Here is a 22,166-nt window from a genome sequence, read left to right as displayed (position 1 = left end):
TCATATATGCAACGCACTCGTTCATGATGTAGCTTCTTTAAAATAATCCTTATAGAAACCAGATATTTTTCCCTTATCGTCTACGACAAAGTAGAATTCCTCTGTTTCATTTTTCACATCATATACTTTTTCAGGCGTCAGCCGGTTTTCTACCATATATTTTTTGGCGTTTGTATGAAGGCACACCACTTGTTTAACTGGTTCTTTGTCTTTCCATTGAAGATGGTTCATGAGAATCTCCTTTCTTTTTTATTCCTTTATAAAATTGCTATCAATTTTTATCATAGCATATTTAATTTTAAGGTGAAATGCTGTTCCTATCATTATCTGGGTATTTTTTCTCTTTATGCGTACTAGGAATATAATAATCATTTTTTCCACATAGTGGAGAGGCAAGCTAGCTGGGCTAAAGCACTGCTTTCACATCTTTTGCGACCGACTTTCGAAGGATATTTCAAAATATAGTTTGAAAAATTCTTATAATTATGTATAATGACACCAAACAAAGATAAATATTGTTTTCTAGTCTGTAAGCCGCGGGCATCAATGAATGACCTATTACAAGGAGGTAGTTTTCCATGAAAATCATGAGTAACGAAATGCTTGTTGCAGCCTATCGAGATGCCAAGAGTAAAGGTCAAGACGCAGATTGGATTCGCATGCTTCAATCCGAGGTGCAAAAACGTGGCTTAAACCTTCCAAAGGGGTAACTTTTATACTTAACTTTATGTAATTGAAAGGCGTACCAATATGGTATGCCTTTTTTGTTAACCTTAATATATACACAAAAACCAACCTGTACAGGTTGGTTTTTGTGTTGAAGCAAATTAACCCTCAAGTAAAAGGTCTTCTGGATTTTCAATAAGCTCTTTTACTGTTTTTAAGAAGCCAACCGCTTCCTTTCCATCAATGACTCTGTGGTCATAAGAAAGAGCCACATACATCATTGGACGGTTTTCAATACGCTCATTATCGATCGCTACTGGGCGAGTTTGGATGGTATGCATACCAAGAATACCTACTTGTGTGCCATTAAGGATTGGAGTAGAAAGCAATGAACCGAATACTCCACCGTTTGTGATAGTGAACGTTCCACCTTGCAGGTCGCTGATTGCTAGTTTGTTATCACGCGCTTTTAACGCAAGACCTAGAATGTCTTTTTCAATTTCAGCAAAGTTTTTGCGGTCGCAATCGCGTACAACTGGTACAACAAGACCTTCGTCAGTAGATACTGCTACACCGATGTCATAGTATTTCTTCAGTACAAGCTCGTTTCCGTCTAGCTCTGAGTTAACAGCTGGATATTTCTTCAATGCAGCAACAACTGCTTTTGTGAAGAAAGACATAAATCCAAGACGTACATCGTGATCGTCGAAGAATTTATCTTTTTTGCGCTTACGAAGTTCCATAACCGCAGACATATCAATTTCATTGAATGTTGTCAGCATAGCTGTAGATTGTGTAACTTCTAACAGGCGGTTAGCAATTGTTTGGCGACGGCGGCTTAGTTTTTCACGAACAACCGGCTTGCCATCATCTTGCTTAGGCGCTGCAGCTTGAGAAGGTTTTGATGCCTGTTGCGCTGGCGCTGCTGGCTTTTGGTTTGGATTATAAGACTCTACGTCTTGCTTGCGTACACGGCCCATAGGGTCTACTGTAGGTACTTGGCTTAAATCAATACCTTTTTCACGTGCCAGCTTACGAGCTGCTGGAGAAGCAATCGGGCGCTGTCCGGATTCCTCAGCCGCAGGCGCTTCTTTTACTTCTGGTTGTTTTGGCTCTTCTTGGGAAGCAGTTTCTTTCGGTGCTTCTTGAGCTGCTGGAGCTTCCTGAGCTGGAGCTGCTGCTGCGCCGTCACCGGCTGCCACAATCGCAATAACTTGCCCTACTTCAACTGTGTCTCCTTCTGCTGCTTTCAGCTCTTGAATCACACCAGCTTCGTCTGAAACGACTTCTACATTTACTTTGTCCGTTTCAAGCTCAACGATATATTCACCTTTTTCTACTGCGTCTCCCGGCTGTTTCAGCCATTGCGCAATGGTACCTTCCGTAATTGATTCTGCCAACTCTGGCACTTTAATTTCAGCCACTTTTGCGTCCTCCTCTAATGTACATTCATCTCATCGTATAGTGGATGATCTTTTGGAAAAATTTATTTGAAAGCCGAGCAGGCCCTATAAGCCTGCTGGCTTTTCAACTGAATTAATCTTCGTCTCTTGTAAGAGCCGCTTTCAAGATACGTGCTTGTTCTTTTTTATGAACAATCGCATCTCCTTCAGACGGGCTTGAACGGCGGCGGCGGCCGATGTAACGTACACTCGCTCCCTCAGGCGCTACATCGCGAAGACGAGCGTCGACATACGTCCAAGCACCAAAGTTTTGCGGTTCTTCCTGCAGCCAAACAACTTCTTTGACATTTGGATAACGAGATAAGAAGGCATTGATTTCTTCTTTCGGGAATGGATAAAGCTCTTCCACTCTTAATACATGCAGCCAGTCTAAGCCTTCTGTTTTGTCAATTTGCTCAGCCAGATCAATGGATACTTTACCTGTGCAAAGAACGATTCTTTCTACTTTCTCTGGGTTATGGCCTAGTCTTGGTTCTTCTACTACCGGCTTGAATGTGCCATGAATGAACTCAGAAGCTTTAGAAGCAGCGAGCGGATGGCGCAGCAAGCTCTTCGGTGTCATAATTACAAGCGGACGAACCTCTTCCTTCTTCAAGATAGACGCTTGACGGCGCAGAATATGGAAGTATTGAGCCGTTGAAGACAGGTTAGCCACTGTCCAGTTGTTTTCTGCCGCATTTTGAAGGAAGCGTTCTAAGCGCCCACTGGAGTGCTCCGGTCCTTGACCTTCATATCCGTGTGGAAGCAGCATAACTAGTCCAGATTTCTGGCCCCACTTAGCTCGGCCGGAAGAAATGAATTGGTCAAACATAACTTGAGCCATATTAGCAAAGTCGCCAAACTGTGCTTCCCAAAGAACAAGTGTTTCTGGAGAGAATACGTTATATCCATATTCATAGCCGACAACAGCAGCTTCTGTTAACGGGCTGTTAATAACCACGAACGAAGCATTTGCATCTTCTAGGTGGTCAAGCGGCACGTATTCTTCGCCTGTATTTTCATCATGAAGCACTAAGTTGCGGTGTGCGAACGTTCCACGCTGTGCATCTTGGCCAGTTAAACGGATTGGTGTTCCTTCTTTTAGAATAGAAGCAAATGCAAGTGTTTCTGCATGTCCCCAATCGATTTGACCATCTTCTTCAAAGACATTTTCCCGGCGTTTTAAAATACGTTCCAGCTTTTTAAAGACATTGAAATCTTTCGGCCAGTTTAACAGCTCACGGTTCATGCGCTGCAAAGCTTCTGCTTCTACGCCTGTTTCATGGGCAGGAAGCTCTTTTTCCACGAATTTCGGCGGATTCATAATGATATCCGGATTTTCGTCTTTCTTCGGTACTTTTTCATAAAGCTCTTTCAATTTCTTCTCGTTGTCTTCGTATAGCTTGTCAGCTTCTTCTTTCGTAAGAACCCCACGGCTTACAAGCTTATCAGCATAAATTTCACGGGCAGTTGGATGCTTGCGAACCAGCTGATACATTCCTGGATTTGTCGTCATCGGCTCATCCATCTCATTATGGCCAAGACGGCGGTAACCAATCAGGTCAATAACGAAGTCCTTTCCGAACTTATTGCGGTAGTCAACTGCCATAAGAGCAGCCGCCACACAAGCTTCCGGATCGTCTGCATTTACATGGACGATTGGCACTTCAAATCCTTTCGCTAAGTCCGAAGCGTAGCGAGTTGAACGTGAGTCATACGTTTCAGTTGTGAAGCCGATATTGTTGTTGGCAATAACATGGATAGAGCCGCCTGTGTGATAACCGCGGATTTGGCTCATGTTAAATGTTTCGCTGACGATACCTTGGCCTGGGAATGCCGCATCACCATGAATCAAAATAGCTAGAGCCGCATCTGTATTCTGCTCAGGTATTCCCGGCTTTTCACGGTTTTCTTGAGCTGCTCTTGTGTAACCAGCTACAACAGGGCTTACAACCTCCAGGTGACTCGGGTTGTTAGCAAGCGTTACGCGTGTAACATCCGCGTCATCTTTATAGTTGTGGTCTGCTCCTAGGTGGTACTTAACATCACCTGTCCAGCCATATGTAGTCATTTTCATAGAGCCCTCTGGAAGCAGATTCTTGCTTGGCGCATGCTGGAACTCTGCGAAGATCATCTCATATGGCTTACCTAGAATGTGAGCAAGCACATTTAAACGGCCACGGTGCGCCATACCGATATTTACAGTTTTTGCACCTAATTCAGCTGAGTGCTTAACCAGGATGTCGAGCAAAGGCACCATCGCGTCTAAACCTTCGATAGAAAAGCGTTTTTGGCCGACGAAAGTTTTGTGGATGAATCTTTCAAATCCTTCTACTTGTGTCAGGCGTTTTAACAACTCTACCTTCTGCTCAGTAGAGAATGTCGGATAATAGTTTGTGGATTCGATTTGCTGTCTGAACCACTTTCTCTCTTCTAGATCATGAACTTGGGCTAATTCAAAAGCCACTTTATCTGTATAGACTTTTTTCAAGTGTTGGATTGCCTCAAACCCGTCCCTTACATGTGCTGGCGCATCCGGGCACAGATATTGAACAGGAACTTTTCTTAACTCTTCTTCTGTTAAGTTAAAAGTGCTAAGTTCGATACGACGCGTATCTTTGTGCTCATCAGTCAACGGGTTAATATCTGCTGCCAGATGGCCATACGTACGGATACTATCAGCAAGTTTCACTGCATTAAACAGAACATTCAAGTCAGTGCTTGATGCAGGCACAGCTGCTGCCGCACCCTCTCCTTGAGGTGCGGATACGACAGGCGCTCCCCATTCTTCAAACAACTGCTTCATTTCCGGATCAACTGATTCAGGATCCTCTAAATAGCGTTCGTACAACTCTGTTACATATCCAAGGTTCGGGCCAGAGAACTGAGTCCACGGATTTCCTTGGGCTGTCTGCATTTTCATTCTGAAAAACCTCCAACTATTTCGCCCATATTAATATTTGTTAAAGATATTTTAATGAGGGTGGATTGTTGTGCATAAATCACTCTATTCACAACTTTGCACCCACACTGAAAATTTATACCGCCTATAAGGCTATCTTATCATTCTGCAGAGGGAAGGGGAAACATTAAGCTTGCCGAAAACAACCCTTCAGCTGACTTTGTGCCCAGCTGTCCTCTCCGTCTATTATAACAAATAAATTGTTATATTTTCGGCCTTGTTGTACATTCCATGCCTACATATGCAGCACGTTTTCCATGTACAATCTTACTACTCTTCTCGAGAAAATCCAACATTTTTCTCTAAAAAATTCACATTACTCACACACCATTTTTCGGCCGTCTTTTTTCTGTTCCACGACCTAAAAATGCTGCTTAAAGACTAAATAGTCTGTTTATTCCTAGCACCCTCCTCTAATTTGCTGCCATACGGGCTAAAAAGCTTGTTTGGTCTGAATGGAAAAAGTGTATATAAAAAGAAAAACGGAGGATGCAATATGTTTTCTTCTTTTTCTAAGCAATTTGAAGAACCAGCAGGGTTGCCCGGGAAAATAGCGGGAAAAATCATGTCCATCGAAAACCGGTCAATTAATAAATGGACGCTTGACCTCCTGACCCTCCAGGATCAGGAGTGCCTTCTCGAAGTCGGGTATGGTCCCGGATTTTCCATCGAATCCGCTTTTGCTCAATTCCCTTCCCTGCAGCTTGACGGAGTAGATCTTTCTGAGACAATGAAGCAAGCTGCAGAGAGGCGTAATAAAGAGCTTATAGAAGACAAAAAAGTGCGCTTGTTCGTTGGTGACATTGCCAGCTTTCATATAGACAAACAATACGACAAAGTTTTCTCCGTTAATAATTACCCCCTTTGGTCTGACCGAAAAAAAGGCCTCCTTGCGATCCATACATTAATGAAGAAAGACGGAAAAGTCGCGATCACTGTCCAACCGAGAGAAAAAGATGCAGATGAGGGAAAGACGAAGCAGCTCGCACGAACTATTCGCCAAGATTTAGAGGAAGCGGGCTTTTCTGGTGCGGCCATTCATTACAAGGATGCCTTCCCTGTCCTAACAGTCTGTGTAACAGCAGTTAAATAGCTCTCTCTGTTTTTTCCATTCTCCCCTCTCCTCTTCCAGTCCGCTTCTGTGGTACACTAAAGAAAAAGGTGGAGGCGGCTGTTTAATATGAGGGACATAGCGATTAGTTTAAAGAATATTCAATGGGTTCGCGGAGATAAGACGATCTTGCAAGATATCAATTGGACGGTCCAATCAGGTGAACATTGGGCAGTTCTCGGTTTAAACGGCTCAGGAAAAACTTCTCTATTAAACGTAGTAACAGGTTATCAATTCCCGACTAAAGGGACAGTAACTGTGTTAGGGAATGAGTATGGAAAATCGAACCTTCAGTCCGTTCGAAAAAGAATCGGATTCGTGAGCAATTCATTAAACCGGTTTCTTACGACCTTCAACCAAGAAACGGCTTTAGAAATTGTCATGAGCGGCAAGTTCGCTTCCGTCGGCTTATACGAAGAGGTGCAGGAAGAAGAATGGAAAATGGCCTATCAGCTGCTGGAAGCATTTCGCATAGAAGATCAGGCTAACCAGCGTTATGCCACTTTGTCACAGGGGGAGCAGCGGAGAGTGCTTTTAGCCCGGGCGTTTTCGGCCCAGCCAGATATTCTGGTATTAGATGAGCCATGTGCAGGATTGGATATAAGGGCACGCGAAGAACTCCTTCGTTCGCTTTCCGAGCAAACCAATCAGTCTGGCACTTCGTTGATATACGTTACCCATCACATTGAAGAGATCCTTCCCGAGATCACTCATGTACTGCTGCTTGCTGATGGCAACATTGTCGCTTCTGGCCTCAAAGAAGAAGCATTGACAGCTGACAGCTTAAGCAAAGCCTTTAAAATTCCCGTAGAAGTAGAATGGAAACATGGCCGTCCATGGCTGCAGGTAACCGCTGGTATTATTTAATCCGCTCTACATACAAAACAGGCTGCCGTTAATGGCAGCCTGCTTGCATCAATGGGTTCTTGCTTCCCGCTGAGGAATGAGCTCTTTAATTTTTTCCTTTTGTCCTTGATGGAATAAGTCGACAATTTTGCTGCCGACGATGACTCCGTCACAATGCTTTCCAAGTTCAGCAGCCTGTTCTTGAGACGACACCCCGAATCCGGCCAGCACAGGTACCTTACTCTTTTCTTTAATCTGCCCCAAATAAGTGCCTACATCATCCTGATAGCTATTGCGCACACCCGTTGTGCCTTTCACCGTAACAGCGTAAATGAAGCCTTCCGCTCCATCCGTAATCTGGGCGATACGGTCTTCAGGACTAGTCAGTGTTACAAGGCGAATCAATGCCAGCTCTCTCTCTTGCAGCGCTTCTCGTACTTCCTTTTCTTCTTCCAGCGGCATATCCGGGACAATGACTCCTGAGACGCCAGCTTTCTGGCTGTCTTCTGCAAACGCCTCAATTCCATATTGAAACACTGGGTTCAAGTAGGTCATCAGCACAATTGGAATGTGAAAGGAATTCTTGTGCTCCTCTAAAAAGCTGAGCACCCTTTTTAAGGTTACCCCTTCGGCTAATGCACGCTTTCCCGCTTCCTGAATGACAGGTCCGTCCGCGACGGGGTCAGAGAAGGGAATTCCGACTTCTGCTGCTGTCACACCGATCTCCTGCAGGTAAAGCAGCTGATCCTTTAAAGCATTAAGTCCTCCGTCTCCTGCCATGATATATGAAACAAATGCCTTCTCATTCCTTGCTTCTGCTGACTGGAATGCTTTTGCTAACTTTGCTTTACTCATCTGTTTCCCCTCCCAACCTTGCTTGAATCGCTTCAACATCCTTGTCTCCTCTTCCTGATAGACACACAGCAATGCAGTCCTCCTGGCTCATGGTCTTAGCCAGCTTAGCTGCGTAAGCAATGGCGTGAGAGCTTTCAAGGGCAGGAATAATTCCTTCTGTTTGTGTGAGGAGTTTAAATCCTTCTAATGCTTCTTCATCTGTAATAGACGTATATTCTACCCGGCCTATTTCTTTTAGTAAGCTGTGCTCCGGCCCAACACCCGGGTAATCAAGCCCTGCAGAAATCGAGTGCGCCTCTTGAATTTGACCTGCTTCGTCCTGAAGGAGATACATCTTGCTGCCATGCAGCACCCCTACGCTCCCCTTCGTAAGCGAAGCGGCATGCTTGTCTGTGTCCAAACCGCTGCCAGCAGCTTCGACTCCGTACAGCTTAACGCCCTGGTCATTAATAAAGGGATAAAACATCCCCATAGCATTGCTGCCTCCGCCAATACAAGCGACTACCGCTTCCGGCAGCTTTCCTTCTTTAGCCAGCATTTGCTTCTTTGTCTCCGTACCAATGACACTTTGAAAATCGCGTACAATTTGAGGGAACGGATGCGGTCCGAGCACGGAGCCCATAATATAATGAGTATCCTCTACATTTGCCACCCAATAGCGCAGCGCTTCATTTACCGCATCCTTTAACGTACCGCTGCCTTGGCTGACGCCAATGACCTTCGCACCGAGAAGCTCCATCCGAAAGACATTTAGTTTCTGGCGGCGAATGTCTTCCTCCCCCATAAAGATCACACATTCCAGGTTCAAAAGCGCACTCACCGTAGCAGTGGCCACCCCATGCTGGCCTGCTCCAGTTTCCGCTACGACTTTCTTCTTGCCCATTCGTGCAGCCAGAAGGGCCTGGCCGATTGTATTGTTAATCTTATGGGCTCCTGTATGATTAAGGTCTTCTCGTTTTAAATAAATTTTCGCTCCGCCTAGCTTCTTTGTTAAGTTGCGGGCGAAATAAAGCGGGTTTTCCCGTCCAATATAATCCGTTAAATAGTAGTTCAGCTCATCAAGAAATGCAGGGTCATTCGTTGCTTCTTTATATGCCTCTTCCAGCTCTATTATTGCCTGCATCAGTGTTTCGGGTACGTAACGGCCTCCGAAATCGCCGTAATGTCCCCGCTCATCTGGTTGTGTATATGTAGTCATGCTTACCGCTCCCCTTTCGCTGCTTGGATAAACTGTTTCATCTTCTGCCGATCTTTACTTCCATCAGTCTCCACTCCGCTCGATACATCCACAGCGTATGGCTTAATCATTTGAATTGCCTCTTGGACATTACCAGCATGCAGCCCGCCCGCTAAAATGAGGCGGGAACGATCAAATGTCTCCTTTTCAAGAAGGCTCCAGTCAAAGGACGTTCCGTTGCCGCCTCGGTAAGGGCCAATCGGACTATCTAGCAGGATATAATCTGCCGGGTACGACAGCATATCTGAAAGCTGCGCTCCCTTTTGGAAGCTGAACGCTTTGACCACCGGCAAACGAAGCGCTTCTGCCAGCTCAGGAGGTTCATCTCCATGCAATTGGATTATATCTAAAGAAGCCTGCTCCGCTATTCTTTCTATATTTTCTTGTGTCTCGTTCACGAAGACACCTACCTTCAATGGTCCGCCCTTGAGCTCATCCGCTATTTCTGCTGCCTGATCAACCGTCACCTGCCGTTTGCTTTTCGCAAACACAAAGCCGACCGCATCCGTATTTATTTCTTTTGCATAAAGAGCTGTATCTATATCTCGTATGCCGCATATCTTGACCTTCATTTTTCACACCTCATAAGCTGGTTTTCAATTGCTGAAACGTCTCAGCGATATTCGTACTTCTCATAAATGTCTCACCTACTAAGATGCCTTTTGCTCCTGCCTGCTTGACTCGCTCAACATCCTCCGTTGTGCGCATGCCGCTTTCTGAAATAAACACCTTATTAGGTTCATAGTAGGCAGCCAATAGACGTTCCGTTATACCTAAATCTACCGTAAAGGTTTTTAAATTGCGGTTGTTCACGCCAATCACATCCGCATCCACAGCCAGTGCCCTTTCCATTTCCTCTTCATTATGAACTTCAAGCAGAGCATCCAGCTGCTGTTCCTTAGCATATCTATAAAGCGAGCGCAGCTGATCCTGATCAAGCGCTGCTGCAATGAGCAAAATAACATCTGCTCCAGCTGCAGCTGCACGGGTAATCTGGATTTGATCAATAATAAAGTCCTTGCAAAGCACCGGCACATCCACCGCCTGGCGGACAGCCATTAAATCTTCTATCGTTCCTTTAAAAAATGGGGTATCCGTCAAAACAGAGATCGCATCTGCTCCGCTTGCTTCATATTGTATTGCCTGCTTAACTGGATCAACCCCCGCATTGATTTCACCTTTCGAAGGAGAAGCCCGCTTGATCTCTGAAATAACGTTCATTTTGCCCGATCGAGAAAAGCGATCATATAATGATTCTTTGCTCTGTCTCTTCGCTGGCTTCCCCGCTTGGAAACTCTGCTTAAGTTCAGCGACTTCCTTATGTTTTTCAGCTAGGATTTTATCTAATATAGTTGTACTCATACAATCACTCCCACCTTTTGACGTCTCTTGGAATAATCAATTAAATATTGAAGCTTCGAAAGCGCGGCGCCCGAATCGATGCTTTCCTTTGCCATGCGGATACCGTCTTGAATGGTATCTGCTTTTCCTGCGGTAAACAGCCCGATTCCAGCATTCAATAGAACCGTATCACGCTTAGCTCCTTTTTCTCCTTCAAGGATGCTTCGCAAAATCTCAGCATTTTCTTTTGCTTCCCCGCCCCGGATCTCGTCCAGCTTATATTCAGGAAGGCCAACGGATTCAGGTGTCACAATCATCTTTCGTGTTGTCCCATTCTCAAGCAGGATCAAATGGTTTTCCCCAGCTAAGGAAGCTTCATCCATATAGCCGGCACCATTTAATACGACCGCCCGTTTTCTGCCGAGACGATTCAGCACATCTGCCATCATCTCAAGCATGTCACGGCGGTAAATGCCCAGCAGCTGCGTGTCGAGATCAATCGGATTCGTCAGAGGGCCGATCAAATTGAAAATGGTCGGGATTTTCAAATCTCGCCGCACTTTCATGATTCGTTTCATTTTTGGATGAACGCTAGGTGCAAACAAGAAGGCAATGTTGTTCTCCTCAAGCAGCTGTTCTGTTTCCCCCTCTAAATAATCAAGAGAGATGCCTAAGTGCTCCAATACGTCCGCACTTCCTGTTTTGCTGGAAACGCTGCGGTTCCCATGCTTAGCGATTTTCACTCCCGCGCCCGCAAGCACAAAGGCAGATGTTGTACTAATATTAAAGCTTTGAGAGCCGTCACCGCCCGTGCCGCAGTTATCCATTACTCCATGGATACGATTCCCGGTGCCGAGGGCATTTTGACGCAGTACATTCACAAGGGCCGCTACCTCGTCAACTGTCTCTCCCTTTGCTTTCAATGCAATGAGAAAAGCAGCAATCTCACTTTCTGTAGCATCTTCCTGAAGGATTTCTTCAATCGCTTCTTCCATTTCCTTTTGCTCTAATGTCTGCTGATCGGACAGCTTCATTAAGTATTGCTTCATGTTTTTCTCCTTTCTGTACTGGCGGAAAAATTGCTGAACAATATCTGTTCCGGCTTTTGTGCCAATGGACTCAGGGTGAAACTGGATGCCGTATACAGGATACTCGCGGTGACGAAGGGCCATAATTTCTTCATCGTCCGCCGAATGAGCAAGTACTTCGAGCTTTGAAGGCAATGTATCCTCATCCACTGCTAGCGAGTGGTATCTCATCACAGAAACAGGTCCGCTCAGCGCTTGGAACACGCCTTTTCCTTCGTGGCGAATAAGCGAGATTTTGCCGTGCTTAATCGTTTTGGCTGGCCGAATGTCCGCTCCGAAAGCGGCCGCAATCGCTTGATGACCGAGGCAAATGCCGAGGATCGGTACACGGTGGAAAAAGCTGCGAACAACATCTATACAAATTCCCGCTTCTTCCGGTGTTCCAGGACCGGGTGATAATACAATCGCTTCCGGTTCAAGCGCTTCGATCTCTTCCAGGGTAATTTGGTCATTGCGAACCACCCGTACGTTCTTCCCTAGAGAACCAATTTGCTGATATAAGTTATAAGTGAAAGAATCATAGTTATCGATAAGTAGAATCATTATTTAACCTCCAGTAGCGCTTTTGCTTTATGCATCGTTTCTTCATATTCTTTTACAGGGACCGAGTCGTACACAATGCCAGCTCCTGCTTGCACATAAGCTTTTTCGTCTTTAATGATCATCGTGCGGATTGCCAAGGCAAAATCTAAATCGCCATTGGATGAAATGTAGCCGGCAGCTCCTGAATATACGCCCCGCTTCTTCGTCTCCAAATCATTAATAATTTGCATGGCACGGATTTTAGGGGCTCCTGACACCGTGCCGGCAGGAAGGCATGCTAGCAATGCATCGATTGGATGAATATCCTTCTTCAGCGTTCCGCTCACTTCGGAAACAATATGCATAACATGTTTATATTTTTCAATCTTCTGATACTTTGTTAAATGTACAGAACCAATTTCACATACACGCCCAAGATCATTTCGGCTTAAATCCACCAGCATCCGGTGTTCCGCAATTTCTTTTTCATCATTCAGAAGCTCCTGCTGAAGAATCGCATCTTCACTATCGTTCTTCCCGCGCGGCCGCGTGCCGGCAATCGGATTCGTCACAACCTTCTTCTCTCTTACGCTAATCAAGCTTTCCGGCGAAGCTCCTAACACCGTATATTCATCAAAATCTATGTAGAACATATACGGGGACGGGTTTGAAGTCCTCAGCCGGCGATACAGAGAAAATGGATTTCCTTTGAAGTCAGCCTTCAGACGCTGGGAAAGCACTACCTGGAAAATGTCCCCTCGTACAATATGTTCTTTCGCCTTTTCAACCATCTGGCCAAACTGCCCTTGATCGACATCGCTCGTAAACAGCAGTGTTTCAAGTGAATCAGAAGACTGAGTTTGCTGGGAGCGGTAAATGCTTTCTTCGAGTTCTTGAATCGCTTGGTCCATTTCCTGTTCCGTACGGCCGCCGAATAAGTCAACAGCGGCAAGTGTTACCTTCTGCAGCAAATGATCGTATACAATGAACGTATCGTAGAACATAAAATGAATATCCGGCATATTTAAATCATCTTCTAATGCTTCTCCAATGAACTCCTCCAGAAAGATAACATCATAGCCTATATAGCCAACACCGCCTCCGAAAAACGGAAAAGGTGTTTCCTCCTGCATGCTGTTCTTCAGTATGTTCTTCAATTGATGAACACCGTGTCCGCTCAATTGTTCTCTCTTTCCCGTACAGTGGTTCACCCGCTCAGCGCTCGCGCCAGTCGCCCTATATTCTTCTACCGGGTTCGCCCCCAGGAAGGAATAACGACCGCTTTGTTCATGCTTATAGGAGCTCTCAAACAAGAACTTCTTTTTGCCCTCCAGCTGGTGGTAAAGAACAATCGGGGTCAGCATATCTCCTTCGATTTCTTTTAATTTATACGTCAACGTTTCTTTTGTTTTCATTATTTTCACCTCATTATGAAATAAAATAAAAAACCTCCGCAGAAAATAACCCCTGGGTTATTTTCTGCGGAGGACGGTTGAACCGCGGTGCCACCTCACGTTGAAGCTGTATAAGCTTCCTCTTTCTCCAAAACGGCCTTTTCAGCCCTTTTGGTATCTGATAACGGCAGAGGCCGGGCAGCCATTTCCTGCTGCCACTCGTGAGTCCATTCAGCTCGCTGTGCAGCACCGGTTCTCACCCATCCGGCTCTCTGTAGCGCATCATACGAGCTTACTCTTCTCAGTCAATGATTTATACATATAAATTTTTAGGAACACAAAAAGCTCCCCTGACACAAAGGACGGGGAGCCGCGGTACCACCTTTATTGATTGCGCCATGGCACAATCCACTCAAAAAGCATCAAAGCCATTCGCTTAAATGCCTGTCTTTTGTAACGATAAGACATTCGCCGCAGCCTACTGCCCAACCAGGGTTCGGTGCGGAAGCTCGGAAGGCCATTCACTAAAACGGCTGTGCTGATTCTCACCTGCCATCAGCTCTCTGAAACAGCTCATTAAAGCTACTCTTCTTCGTCAACGCTTATATATACATCGTTCGTATTTGTTGTCATTATCATAATTCAAGTGCTGCTTATGAGTCAACCTTTTATTTGAAATTTTCTATTTTTTATTCGTTTTTGTCCATAAGTGCTTATTAAAAAACGAGCTTAGCTGCAGCTAAGCTCGTTCCAACGAAGAACGGCTCGTTGCAAGAGTTACCGCAACGAACATGAAGAAAGAAATAATAATCGGAAGCACGACTGTGTGAAGCCCAAAAGGCGTCGGATAAAACGAATGAAACAAGATGTAAGACACCATGCCTGCTACCATAGAAGCGACCGCTCCCCGCCCATTCGCGCGTCTCCAATACAATCCAAATACGATTGGCCAAATAAAGACGGCTTCGAGTCCGCCGAACGAGAATAAATTCAGCCAAATGATCAAGTTAGGGGGCTGCAGGGCCACAATGAATACAACCACCCCGATCACCGCTGTTACGGCTAGAGACATCTTCTTTAACCGCTCTTCTTTGGCTGGTTTCTTAGAGAAATGCAAATATAAGTCTTTTATAATAGCACTCGATACAATCAGCAAAAGTGAATCAACCGTCGACATAATAGCTGCCATTGGAGCCGCTAATACAATACCTGCCAGCCAGTCCGGCATGACCGTCATGGCCAATTCAGGCATGACCTTGTCTCCCACCGTAATCCCCGGCACGATCGCCCTGGCCATCACACCAATTAAGTGCATGCCAAGCATAATCACACCAACTACAATCGTGCCAATCACCAGGGCCCGGTGCATGGCCTTTGCATTTTTATAGCTCATAGCTCTAATAGCCACTTGAGGCAAGCCGATTACTCCGATACCGACTAAAATCCAAAAGGATGAGACGTACACGGAGGTTAAGCTAAGGTCACTTCCGTATGGACTTAGCAAGTTAGGGTTCTCATCATACAACGTTGTCATAATGCTTTCCATGCCGCCGCCAGCCTTCAGAGCCGCTAAAAATAAAATCACCGTACCGCCTACCATAATAAGGCCCTGTACCATATCGGTAATCGCCACAGCCCGGAATCCGCCAATAACCACATATACTAATACAGACACAGCAAAAATAATAAGGGCTAATGTATAAGATAATCCCGTAATAGACTCAATTAACCGAGCTCCGCCAATCCACTGTGCCGTCATAGAGGCAAACAAGAAAATCACGATGCTGATAGCCGCCAATACAACAACTGTCTGGCTCTTGTAACGGGCGAATAAAAAGTCCACAAGCGTTACAGCCTTGTACTCTCTAGCCATAATGGCGAACTTCTTGCCGAGGATCATAAGAACGAAATACCCTGTGGCTACCTGGCTCATCGAAAGCAGCACCCATGCCAGGCCGTAGTTATAAGCGGCTCCCGGTCCGCTTAAGAAGCTGGAAGCACTGCCATACGTAGCCGCCATTGTCATTGCCAGCAGAAATCCGCCCAGCTCCCGGCTTCCTAAAAAGTATTCCTGAACGAAAGAAGGAGCCCGCTGTACATGGCGGGAAGCATATATACCGATAAAGAAAATGAGTGCCAGAAATATAAGAAGAGGCCAAATAACTGTCCAGTTCATGACCGGTCACCTTCCTCTTCAAATGGTACTTCTTTGAAAAAAAACTTTACGGTGATATACACAAGTACAACCATGACAATGAGGCCTACCACACAGCTGTAAAAAAACCAGGCAGGAAGTCCAAATATAAAGTTGTACTCCTCCACCGGTCCGTCGCCGAGCCCGTATGCAAAGCCGTACCACCAGATAAAGTTAAACAGCACTAACACTACGCCGATCCAGGCTTCTCTTTTCGCTACTCGAAAGCGCGGATCTTCTACGCTTTTCTTCTTCATTTTTCTTTTTCCTTTCCTTGTATATCACGATAGTCCCATACTATCTTACCTTACGATAGGAGGAAACGAGATGCAATGGTTTGATGAGGAAATACTAGACTAAAAATAAAAAAGAAAAGCTGAGTGCATCAGCTTTTCTCTTTTATTCTAAATATATTGGATTGTACCGCTGTGAATGTGAAGCTGCTTAACATCGCAGTCAGAGAAGCGATCCGTGAATAAAGAAGCGATCTCCTTGCCTTTTCCGATTGGTGCAAATGTTAAAATAGTTGGCCCTGCTCCACTGATGACTGTAGCATACGCTCCTGCTTCCTTCGCAAGCTTTCTAGCTTCCGGCAGTTCCTTGATCAGCTCAAGGCGATAGGGCTCATGAAACCCATCCTTCTCCATCATCTGCCCAGCGAGCTCGTAGTTGCGTGCAAACAAGGCCGAAAGCAGCACATTCGCCACGGCACTGCCCTGCACAGCTTGAGCTCTCGTAAACTGCTCCGGAAGAACCCTGCGAGCATCGTCAGTCTTCACCTCATACGGAGGAATAATAGCGATCAGATCAACTTCAGGAGATGGAAGCTGAACTATTTCAGCGGACTCGCCGAATGACACGCCGACTACCATGCCGCCAAATAACGACGCACCTATATTATCCGGATGGCCTTCAAATTGATTGCCGATAGTCAGCTTTTGATCATCCGACAGATTCAAGTCCGCAAAGCGATCCGCTATTTCAATACCGGCTGCAATAGCAGCTGCACTGCTGCCAAGACCGCGGGCAAGCGGGATTTCACTGTCCATCACAATATGCAGAGGAGGCAGCTCTCCTCCATACGTATCAGCCGTCTTCTTCGCTACCTGATAAACAAGGTGGGTTTCATCATCTGGCAAACCAGCCAGCATAGGTGAGCGATGTTCAAACTTCCACTCGGAAGCTGGTGTGATCTCCAGCGTTAAGTAGAGGCTGAAAGCAAGGCCGAGGGAATCAAACCCCGGCCCTAAGTTGGCCGTACTGGCCGGTACTTTCATTGTTACTGCAGCATTCATGCTTTTACGACTCCCTCGATGAAATCAAATACTGCCTTTTCTTCGTTCGGAAGCAATACTGGCTTCTTCTGTACACGTTCAATTGCTGTTTGCGGGTCTTTTAATCCGTTTCCTGTAAGTACAGCCGCTACGGTAGCTCCTGCAGGAATCTCACCGGATTTACGCTGTTTAATAATGCCGGCAATAGATGCACAAGAGGCAGGTTCTGCGAAGACACCTTCTTCTTTAGTAATCAGTTCAAATGCCTCTAGAATCTCTTCATCTGTTACCAGGTCAATCTTGCCGCCTGATTCGTCCCTTGCAGCTACTGCTTTCTCCCAGCTCGCCGGGTTGCCAATGCGGATTGCTGTCGCTACAGTTTCCGGCTGCTCAATGACCATGTTCTTTACAATCGCAGCAGCTCCTTCTGCTTCAAAGCCGTGCATCTTTGGAAGACCTGTGCCGTATTTCTCGTTATACTCCTTGAATCCCTTCCAATAAGCCGTAATATTACCGGCATTTCCAACTGGAATAGCTAATACATCCGGTGCTTTGCCAAGCTGGTCGCAAATTTCAAATGCCGCTGTTTTTTGTCCCTCAATGCGGTATGGATTCACAGAGTTCACTAATGTGACCGGTGAGTGCTGGCTAATGCTGCGGACCATTTTCAGCGCATCATCAAAGTTTCCTTCGATGGCTACGATTTCTGCACCGTACATCATAGCCTGAGCTAATTTGCCCATCGCAATTTTCCCATCAGGAATAACGATGATCGCACGCATGCCTGCACGTGATGCGTAGGCCGCGGCTGCAGCTGAAGTATTTCCTGTGGAAGCACAAATAACCGTGTTGCTTCCTTCTTCCTTTGCTTTCGCTACAGCCATAACCATGCCGCGATCCTTAAAGGAACCAGTCGGGTTTGTTCCTTCCGTTTTTACGTGAAGGTCGATGTCCAGTTTTTTAGATAAATTATGGAGCGGAATCAGCGGTGTGTTTCCTTCCATCAGTGTTAGTTCTGGAGTGTCTTTCGTTACCGGTAAAAATTCCTTATATTGTTTGATTAAGCCTTCCCACTTCATTTTGTTCCCTCTCCTTCAACCCGGTAGAAGCTTCTTACCGCTCTTACTACATCTAGGTCGTTAATTTCGCTTAATACGCTTTGATAATTATCCATGGATGCCTTATGTGTCACAATAACAATTTCAGCCAAGCCTTCTTCTTCCAACGGAAGCTGAAGAATCTTCTCGAAACTGATCGAATAGTTAGAGAATAGTTTCGTTAGTTCAGCGAAAGCACCGATTTCATCACGAACATGCAGACGGATGAAGTATTTCGCAAAGCGCTCGTTCGGCCCCTTGAGCTGCCGGTTATACTGAGGCGCCAGCACGTTGCGGCCATTGACGCCGAGGCGCATATTCTTTACTACTGCGAGCACATCACTTACAATTGATGTGGCTGTCGGCAAGCTGCCGGCTCCTGGTCCATAGAACATTGTTTCTCCTACTGCTTCTCCGTATACATACACAGCATTGTACTCATCATTAACAGAGGAGAGCGGATGGCTGCTTTCTAAGAATGTCGGCTGCACGCTTACTTCCGCACGGTTATTTTCCTGTTCAGCATAGCCGATCAGCTTCATCGTGTAACCAAGCGTCGCTCCGTACTTTAAATCCTCCTGTGTTACACTGGAAATTCCGCTCACCGCTACATCATCCAGCTCAATATCCATAGAGAAAGCGAGACGAGCCAGAATAGCCATTTTGCGAGCTGCATCCAAGCCCTCCACATCTGACGTCGGATCTGCTTCAGCGAATCCTAGTTCCTGAGCTTCTTTTAATACATCATCGTAGGCAAGACCTTCTTTAGACATTTTCGTTAAAATGTAGTTTGTCGTACCGTTCACAATACCCATCATTTTTTGAATTTTGTCCGATGCAAGACCTTCTGTTAGCCCACGAATAATCGGTACACCGCCAGCTACGCTTGCTTCATAAAATAAGTCACATCCGTTTTCAACCGCAATTTTTTGCAGCTCTGAACCGTGAAGTGCAATTAAGTCCTTATTTGCTGTGACGACTTGCTTTTTCGCATTTAGTGCATCAATTATGTATTGACGGGTTTCATTAATACCGCCCATTACCTCAACAATCACATCAATATCCGGATCATTGATTACGTCATATGGATCAGTAGTGAGGAGATGACTGTCAAGTTCGACATCACGGCCTTTATCCGGGTTCTTTACTAATACTTTCTTAATAGATACCGGACACCCTACTTGATGGACAAGTTGTTCTTGATGCTGCTGAATCATCTTCACAACTCCAGTACCGACCGTGCCTAATCCCAATAAACCTACCTTCACGTTGTCTTTCACTTTTCCTCACCTCAATGTATTTTTCTAATGTACATTTGTATGTGCATAGTAGACATTATATAACCTTCCTCCTTATTTTACAACCTATTATGCTAGTAAAATAAAATGTTTTCTGCTTTTTTAAATTTTACAAAACATTTCTACAGTGATCAATTATATTTTTGTTATATTTACCGTTTATTAACCGCTGAATAAAGCATTCGCAGCAAAAAACACGCCAAAGCCTTTTTCGCTTCCGACGTGTTTCTTATTTATTCTTCATTCTTCCCCCTATACATGTGAAGATACATACTTCTATTATTTCCCTCTTACTGTCCCGCAAAGTTAAGCTTGTGAGTGATAAACGACCTTCATTCATCCTCTTTCTTCATTAAAGAAACTAGTGCAATTCTTTAACAGCTCGAACAATATAAAAACCCGCACGTCGACTGAGCCTACATGCGGGTTGAAATATAGATGACTATGATTTTATGGTCGTGGCTTCCTTTGCAAATCCTAGAGACTCAGCCATCGCTTTGTACGCCTGGCACGCTTTCCCGTAGGCATCTTCCGCCTGCTTCACATCAACATCTGCCTCGAAATTCGTCCGTATTTCTGTAAAGATACTGCTAAAGGTATCCAATGTCTCCTGAAAAGTCTGGACTTCTGCTAATTGCCCAACCGCAGCATCCATATACGTATATACCTCGAACGAATGCTCGTTTGCACAGAACCGTTCATACAGGCCAGAGCGTTCTTTGCCTTTCTTCTTGATCATGCGCCTTAAATCCCTCATGCTCTCCAATACGTTCTGTCCTTGTTGTACAAGTAACTCTGCAGGTTTGCTTGTTGCATCCATCTGTATAACGACCTTTCCAAATTTGATACTGTAGTCATCTATTAGTATAGCATACAAAAGAGAAGTCAATGGTGTATGGAATTCCGGAGTTTTATATTCCCCATAAATTAGTATGAACACCGAGCCCAAGATGCTGATATAAGCATCGCCAGTTCCTCATATCTTCCCTCTGACCTTTTAGAGCCTGTATAATAGAAAATTAGAAGACAGCTAATTCGTTATAAAAAAAGGGAGTGAGACCGATCAAGGAAACCTTTTATCTCAAGCTAAATATTTACTTATTGCTCGCCATTATACCGTTATTGGTTCTTGGATATTATTTTGCCGTCTATAGGGAGTCGCTGTTCTTCTTATATGAAGGATTGCTCGCAGCTCTTATCATCTTCTCAGTCATCCTTGCCATTAGAAATATAGCTGCAATCCAGAGCGAGCTAAAGTGGACGGCTATTTCTATATTAGCGTTCTTTGCTCAATTTTCGGTGCTTGCCCTGTTTTTAGGACCGCTCACCCACTACCCGATGATCTATCTTTATTACACGGCAGCCGTCCTCTCGTTCATTGTATTTGTCACAGCTATACGAAAAAACACTGCGTTTCGACTGCTCCCTGTATTATTCATCGTATTAACCAGCTGCTTCACACTATATATACTGTTGTTACACTCTTTGTGGGGAAATCAGTTAAATTGATCCAGTGAGCACCTAAAAGGATAGACAAAACGACTGTAGTCGGCTTTGTCTATCCTTTCTTTTCATCTAACCAAGGCAGCATAAGGAATAATCATTCCTGCATCACCGAAGGATAAATAGAAGAAACAACATAGAGATAAGGGTCGTTCATAGATAGGGAGCTCGCGCCTTCTTTTCAAATAATTTATTATTCTAGGGTTCTTACTTTCCTAGTATGTGAATTGCATGTAAAATAATACATTGGCGGCTGTTTAAAATGGCTTGTCCTGTAGCCGCTCACCTACATAGCTACACAAGATCATTTTATGAAGGAGTTTATTCAGTATGGAATGGAAAAACTTATACCGCGGCTTTGCAATGGGGGTTAGCGATTTAATCCCCGGTGTCAGCGGAGGAACCATCGCGTTCATTCTCGGTATCTACGACCGCCTGCTAGAGGCAATCAGCAGCTTTTTCAGCAGAGAATGGAAAAAGCAGCTTTCCTTCTTAATCCCTTTAGGGATCGGAATGATTTCTGCCATTCTCTTACTCAGCCGAGGGATTGAATATTTATTAGAAAAGCACTACGAACCGACGCAGTTCTTCTTCCTTGGATTAATTATTGGGGTCATTCCTTTCTTAATTCAGCAATCTGAAGCGAGACAGACGTTTAAAGCGATTCACATACTCATCATGGCGGCAGGAATTGTATTGCTAGGTATACTCGCTTTGTTGGAAAGCATTCAGCCGATGCAAATCGGTGAGTCTCTGCAAGTAAATGAAGTGCTGATTCTATTTGGCTCTGGCTGGCTTGCTAGTATGGCTATGCTCCTGCCAGGAATTAGCGGTTCCTTTATTTTGCTTCTTATCGGTGTGTATCCGGTTGTTATTGAAGCCTTGTCCAGCCTTGATATAGTGATTATCGCTATTGTAGGAGCCGGCGTCGTCCTCGGCTTTATCATCAGCAGCAAGCTCATCCGCCAGGCGCTTGATCACTTTCCGTATATTACATATGCGGCGATTATCGGCTTAATCGTCGGCTCCGTATTCGTTGTGTTCCCAGGCATGCCAATGGCTGTAAATGAATGGCTTGTTTGTGCGCTAACCTTTCTGATCGGCTTTAGTTCTGCCTTTCTTTCAGGAAAATACGCGGCTTAAAAATAAAAAAATCATAAATAAACCCTCTGTCATCTGGCAGAGGGTTTATTTATGATTGCTTTTCTTACATCCGAACATACTCTTACCAGCTTCGTTTGATGGATAGCCAAAAAGATGTACCATTACTACCTTCTGTCCCCTTGCTTCTAAACAAATAACTTACAGCTCTCCATCACCTGAACTCACTTTTATT

The 22,166-nt window shown here is 45.0% G+C and carries 20 protein-coding genes and 2 other annotated features; of the genes, 5 read left to right on the top strand and 15 right to left on the bottom strand.

Annotated features, from left to right (window positions below; genetic code table 11):
* Positions 1-21 precede the first annotated feature (21 nt).
* A complete protein-coding gene (locus QY97_RS11950) occupies positions 22-231 on the bottom strand; it encodes a DUF6501 family protein (protein ID WP_039238354.1) in 210 nt (69 codons plus the stop codon).
* Between the two features lie 347 nt (positions 232-578).
* Here QY97_RS11950 and sda point away from each other — a divergent pair, with 347 nt between their 5' ends.
* The gene (gene sda, locus QY97_RS11945; protein WP_039238355.1) at positions 579-710 is read left to right on the top strand and encodes a sporulation histidine kinase inhibitor Sda; all 132 of its coding nucleotides are present in this window, start codon (positions 579-581) and stop codon (positions 708-710) included.
* A gap of 117 nt (positions 711-827) precedes the next feature.
* On the opposite strand, the gene odhB is transcribed toward sda, so the two are convergent.
* A complete protein-coding gene (gene odhB / locus QY97_RS11940) occupies positions 828-2,090 on the bottom strand; it encodes a 2-oxoglutarate dehydrogenase complex dihydrolipoyllysine-residue succinyltransferase (protein WP_039238357.1) in 1,263 nt (420 codons plus the stop codon).
* Between the two features lie 112 nt (positions 2,091-2,202).
* Positions 2,203-5,031, bottom strand: coding sequence for a 2-oxoglutarate dehydrogenase E1 component (locus QY97_RS11935; RefSeq protein WP_039238359.1), 2,829 nt, complete (start codon positions 5,029-5,031; stop codon positions 2,203-2,205).
* A gap of 535 nt (positions 5,032-5,566) precedes the next feature.
* Here QY97_RS11935 and QY97_RS11930 point away from each other — a divergent pair.
* Both QY97_RS11930 and QY97_RS11925 read left to right on the top strand, forming a co-directional pair.
* Positions 5,567-6,163 carry an SAM-dependent methyltransferase gene (locus QY97_RS11930; protein ID WP_039238361.1) on the top strand — a complete coding sequence of 199 codons (597 nt, stop codon included), beginning with the start codon at positions 5,567-5,569 and terminating at the stop codon, positions 6,161-6,163.
* An 87-nt stretch (positions 6,164-6,250) separates the two neighbouring features.
* Positions 6,251-7,048: an ABC transporter ATP-binding protein gene (locus tag QY97_RS11925; protein WP_039238364.1), complete on the top strand. Its 798-nt coding sequence runs from the start codon at positions 6,251-6,253 to the stop codon at positions 7,046-7,048.
* 48 nt (positions 7,049-7,096) lie between these two features.
* Here QY97_RS11925 and trpA read toward each other — a convergent pair whose 3' ends face one another.
* From trpA to QY97_RS11865, 12 genes are all read right to left on the bottom strand, one after another.
* Positions 7,097-7,882, bottom strand: a complete 786-nt coding sequence (trpA, locus tag QY97_RS11920; protein WP_039238366.1) for a tryptophan synthase subunit alpha — start codon at positions 7,880-7,882, stop codon at positions 7,097-7,099.
* On the bottom strand, positions 7,875-9,080 hold the full coding sequence (gene trpB, locus QY97_RS11915; protein ID WP_039238367.1) for a tryptophan synthase subunit beta: 1,206 nt from the start codon (positions 9,078-9,080) through the stop codon (positions 7,875-7,877). The genes trpA and trpB overlap by 8 nt, the downstream gene beginning before the upstream one ends.
* 2 nt (positions 9,081-9,082) lie before the next feature.
* On the bottom strand, positions 9,083-9,691 hold the full coding sequence (locus QY97_RS11910; protein WP_039238368.1) for a phosphoribosylanthranilate isomerase: 609 nt from the start codon (positions 9,689-9,691) through the stop codon (positions 9,083-9,085).
* 10 nt (positions 9,692-9,701) lie between these two features.
* Entirely contained in the window at positions 9,702-10,481 is a 780-nt protein-coding gene (gene trpC / locus QY97_RS11905; protein ID WP_039238369.1) for an indole-3-glycerol phosphate synthase TrpC, read from the bottom strand.
* Entirely contained in the window at positions 10,478-12,091 is a 1,614-nt protein-coding gene (locus QY97_RS19970) for a bifunctional anthranilate synthase component II/anthranilate phosphoribosyltransferase (protein ID WP_083965863.1), read from the bottom strand. The genes trpC and QY97_RS19970 overlap by 4 nt, the downstream gene beginning before the upstream one ends.
* On the bottom strand, positions 12,091-13,485 hold the full coding sequence (gene trpE / locus QY97_RS11895) for an anthranilate synthase component I (protein ID WP_039238371.1): 1,395 nt from the start codon (positions 13,483-13,485) through the stop codon (positions 12,091-12,093). The genes QY97_RS19970 and trpE overlap by 1 nt, the downstream gene beginning before the upstream one ends.
* 66 nt (positions 13,486-13,551) lie before the next feature.
* Positions 13,552-13,782, bottom strand: a binding site (T-box leader).
* Positions 13,783-13,819: 37 nt separating this feature from the next.
* Positions 13,820-14,072: a binding site (T-box leader), on the bottom strand.
* Positions 14,073-14,203: 131 nt separating this feature from the next.
* Positions 14,204-15,640: a sodium/pantothenate symporter gene (gene panF, locus QY97_RS11890; RefSeq protein WP_039238373.1), complete on the bottom strand. Its 1,437-nt coding sequence runs from the start codon at positions 15,638-15,640 to the stop codon at positions 14,204-14,206.
* The gene (locus QY97_RS11885; protein WP_039238375.1) at positions 15,637-15,915 is read right to left on the bottom strand and encodes a YhdT family protein; all 279 of its coding nucleotides are present in this window, start codon (positions 15,913-15,915) and stop codon (positions 15,637-15,639) included. Before QY97_RS11885 ends, panF begins: the two co-directional genes overlap by 4 nt.
* Positions 15,916-16,062: 147 nt before the next feature.
* Positions 16,063-16,953 (bottom strand): homoserine kinase, encoded by an 891-nt coding sequence (thrB, locus tag QY97_RS11880; RefSeq protein WP_039238377.1) that lies wholly within the window; start codon positions 16,951-16,953, stop codon positions 16,063-16,065.
* Complete coding sequence (gene thrC / locus QY97_RS11875) at positions 16,950-18,011, bottom strand: threonine synthase (RefSeq protein WP_039238379.1); 1,062 nt, start codon at positions 18,009-18,011, stop codon at positions 16,950-16,952. The genes thrB and thrC overlap by 4 nt, the downstream gene beginning before the upstream one ends.
* Positions 18,008-19,309, bottom strand: coding sequence for a homoserine dehydrogenase (locus QY97_RS11870; RefSeq protein WP_039238382.1), 1,302 nt, complete (start codon positions 19,307-19,309; stop codon positions 18,008-18,010). The genes thrC and QY97_RS11870 overlap by 4 nt, the downstream gene beginning before the upstream one ends.
* A 460-nt stretch (positions 19,310-19,769) precedes the next feature.
* The gene (locus QY97_RS11865; protein WP_040037341.1) at positions 19,770-20,147 is read right to left on the bottom strand and encodes a hypothetical protein; all 378 of its coding nucleotides are present in this window, start codon (positions 20,145-20,147) and stop codon (positions 19,770-19,772) included.
* A gap of 233 nt (positions 20,148-20,380) precedes the next feature.
* Between QY97_RS11865 and QY97_RS11860 the strand changes: the two genes are divergently transcribed.
* Together QY97_RS11860 and QY97_RS11855 are read left to right on the top strand one after the other, a co-directional pair.
* Positions 20,381-20,836: a hypothetical protein gene (locus QY97_RS11860; protein WP_232506280.1), complete on the top strand. Its 456-nt coding sequence runs from the start codon at positions 20,381-20,383 to the stop codon at positions 20,834-20,836.
* Between the two features lie 324 nt (positions 20,837-21,160).
* Complete coding sequence (locus QY97_RS11855) at positions 21,161-21,973, top strand: DUF368 domain-containing protein (RefSeq protein ID WP_039238385.1); 813 nt, start codon at positions 21,161-21,163, stop codon at positions 21,971-21,973.
* The last annotated feature ends 193 nt before the right edge of the window (positions 21,974-22,166 follow it).

This window comes from Bacillus thermotolerans, from assembly GCF_000812025.2.
Taxonomy (GTDB): Bacteria; Bacillota; Bacilli; order Bacillales; family Domibacillaceae; genus Quasibacillus; species Quasibacillus thermotolerans.
The sequence above is the reverse complement of the archived record's forward strand: the minus strand, read 5'-3'. Positions and strand labels throughout refer to the sequence as shown.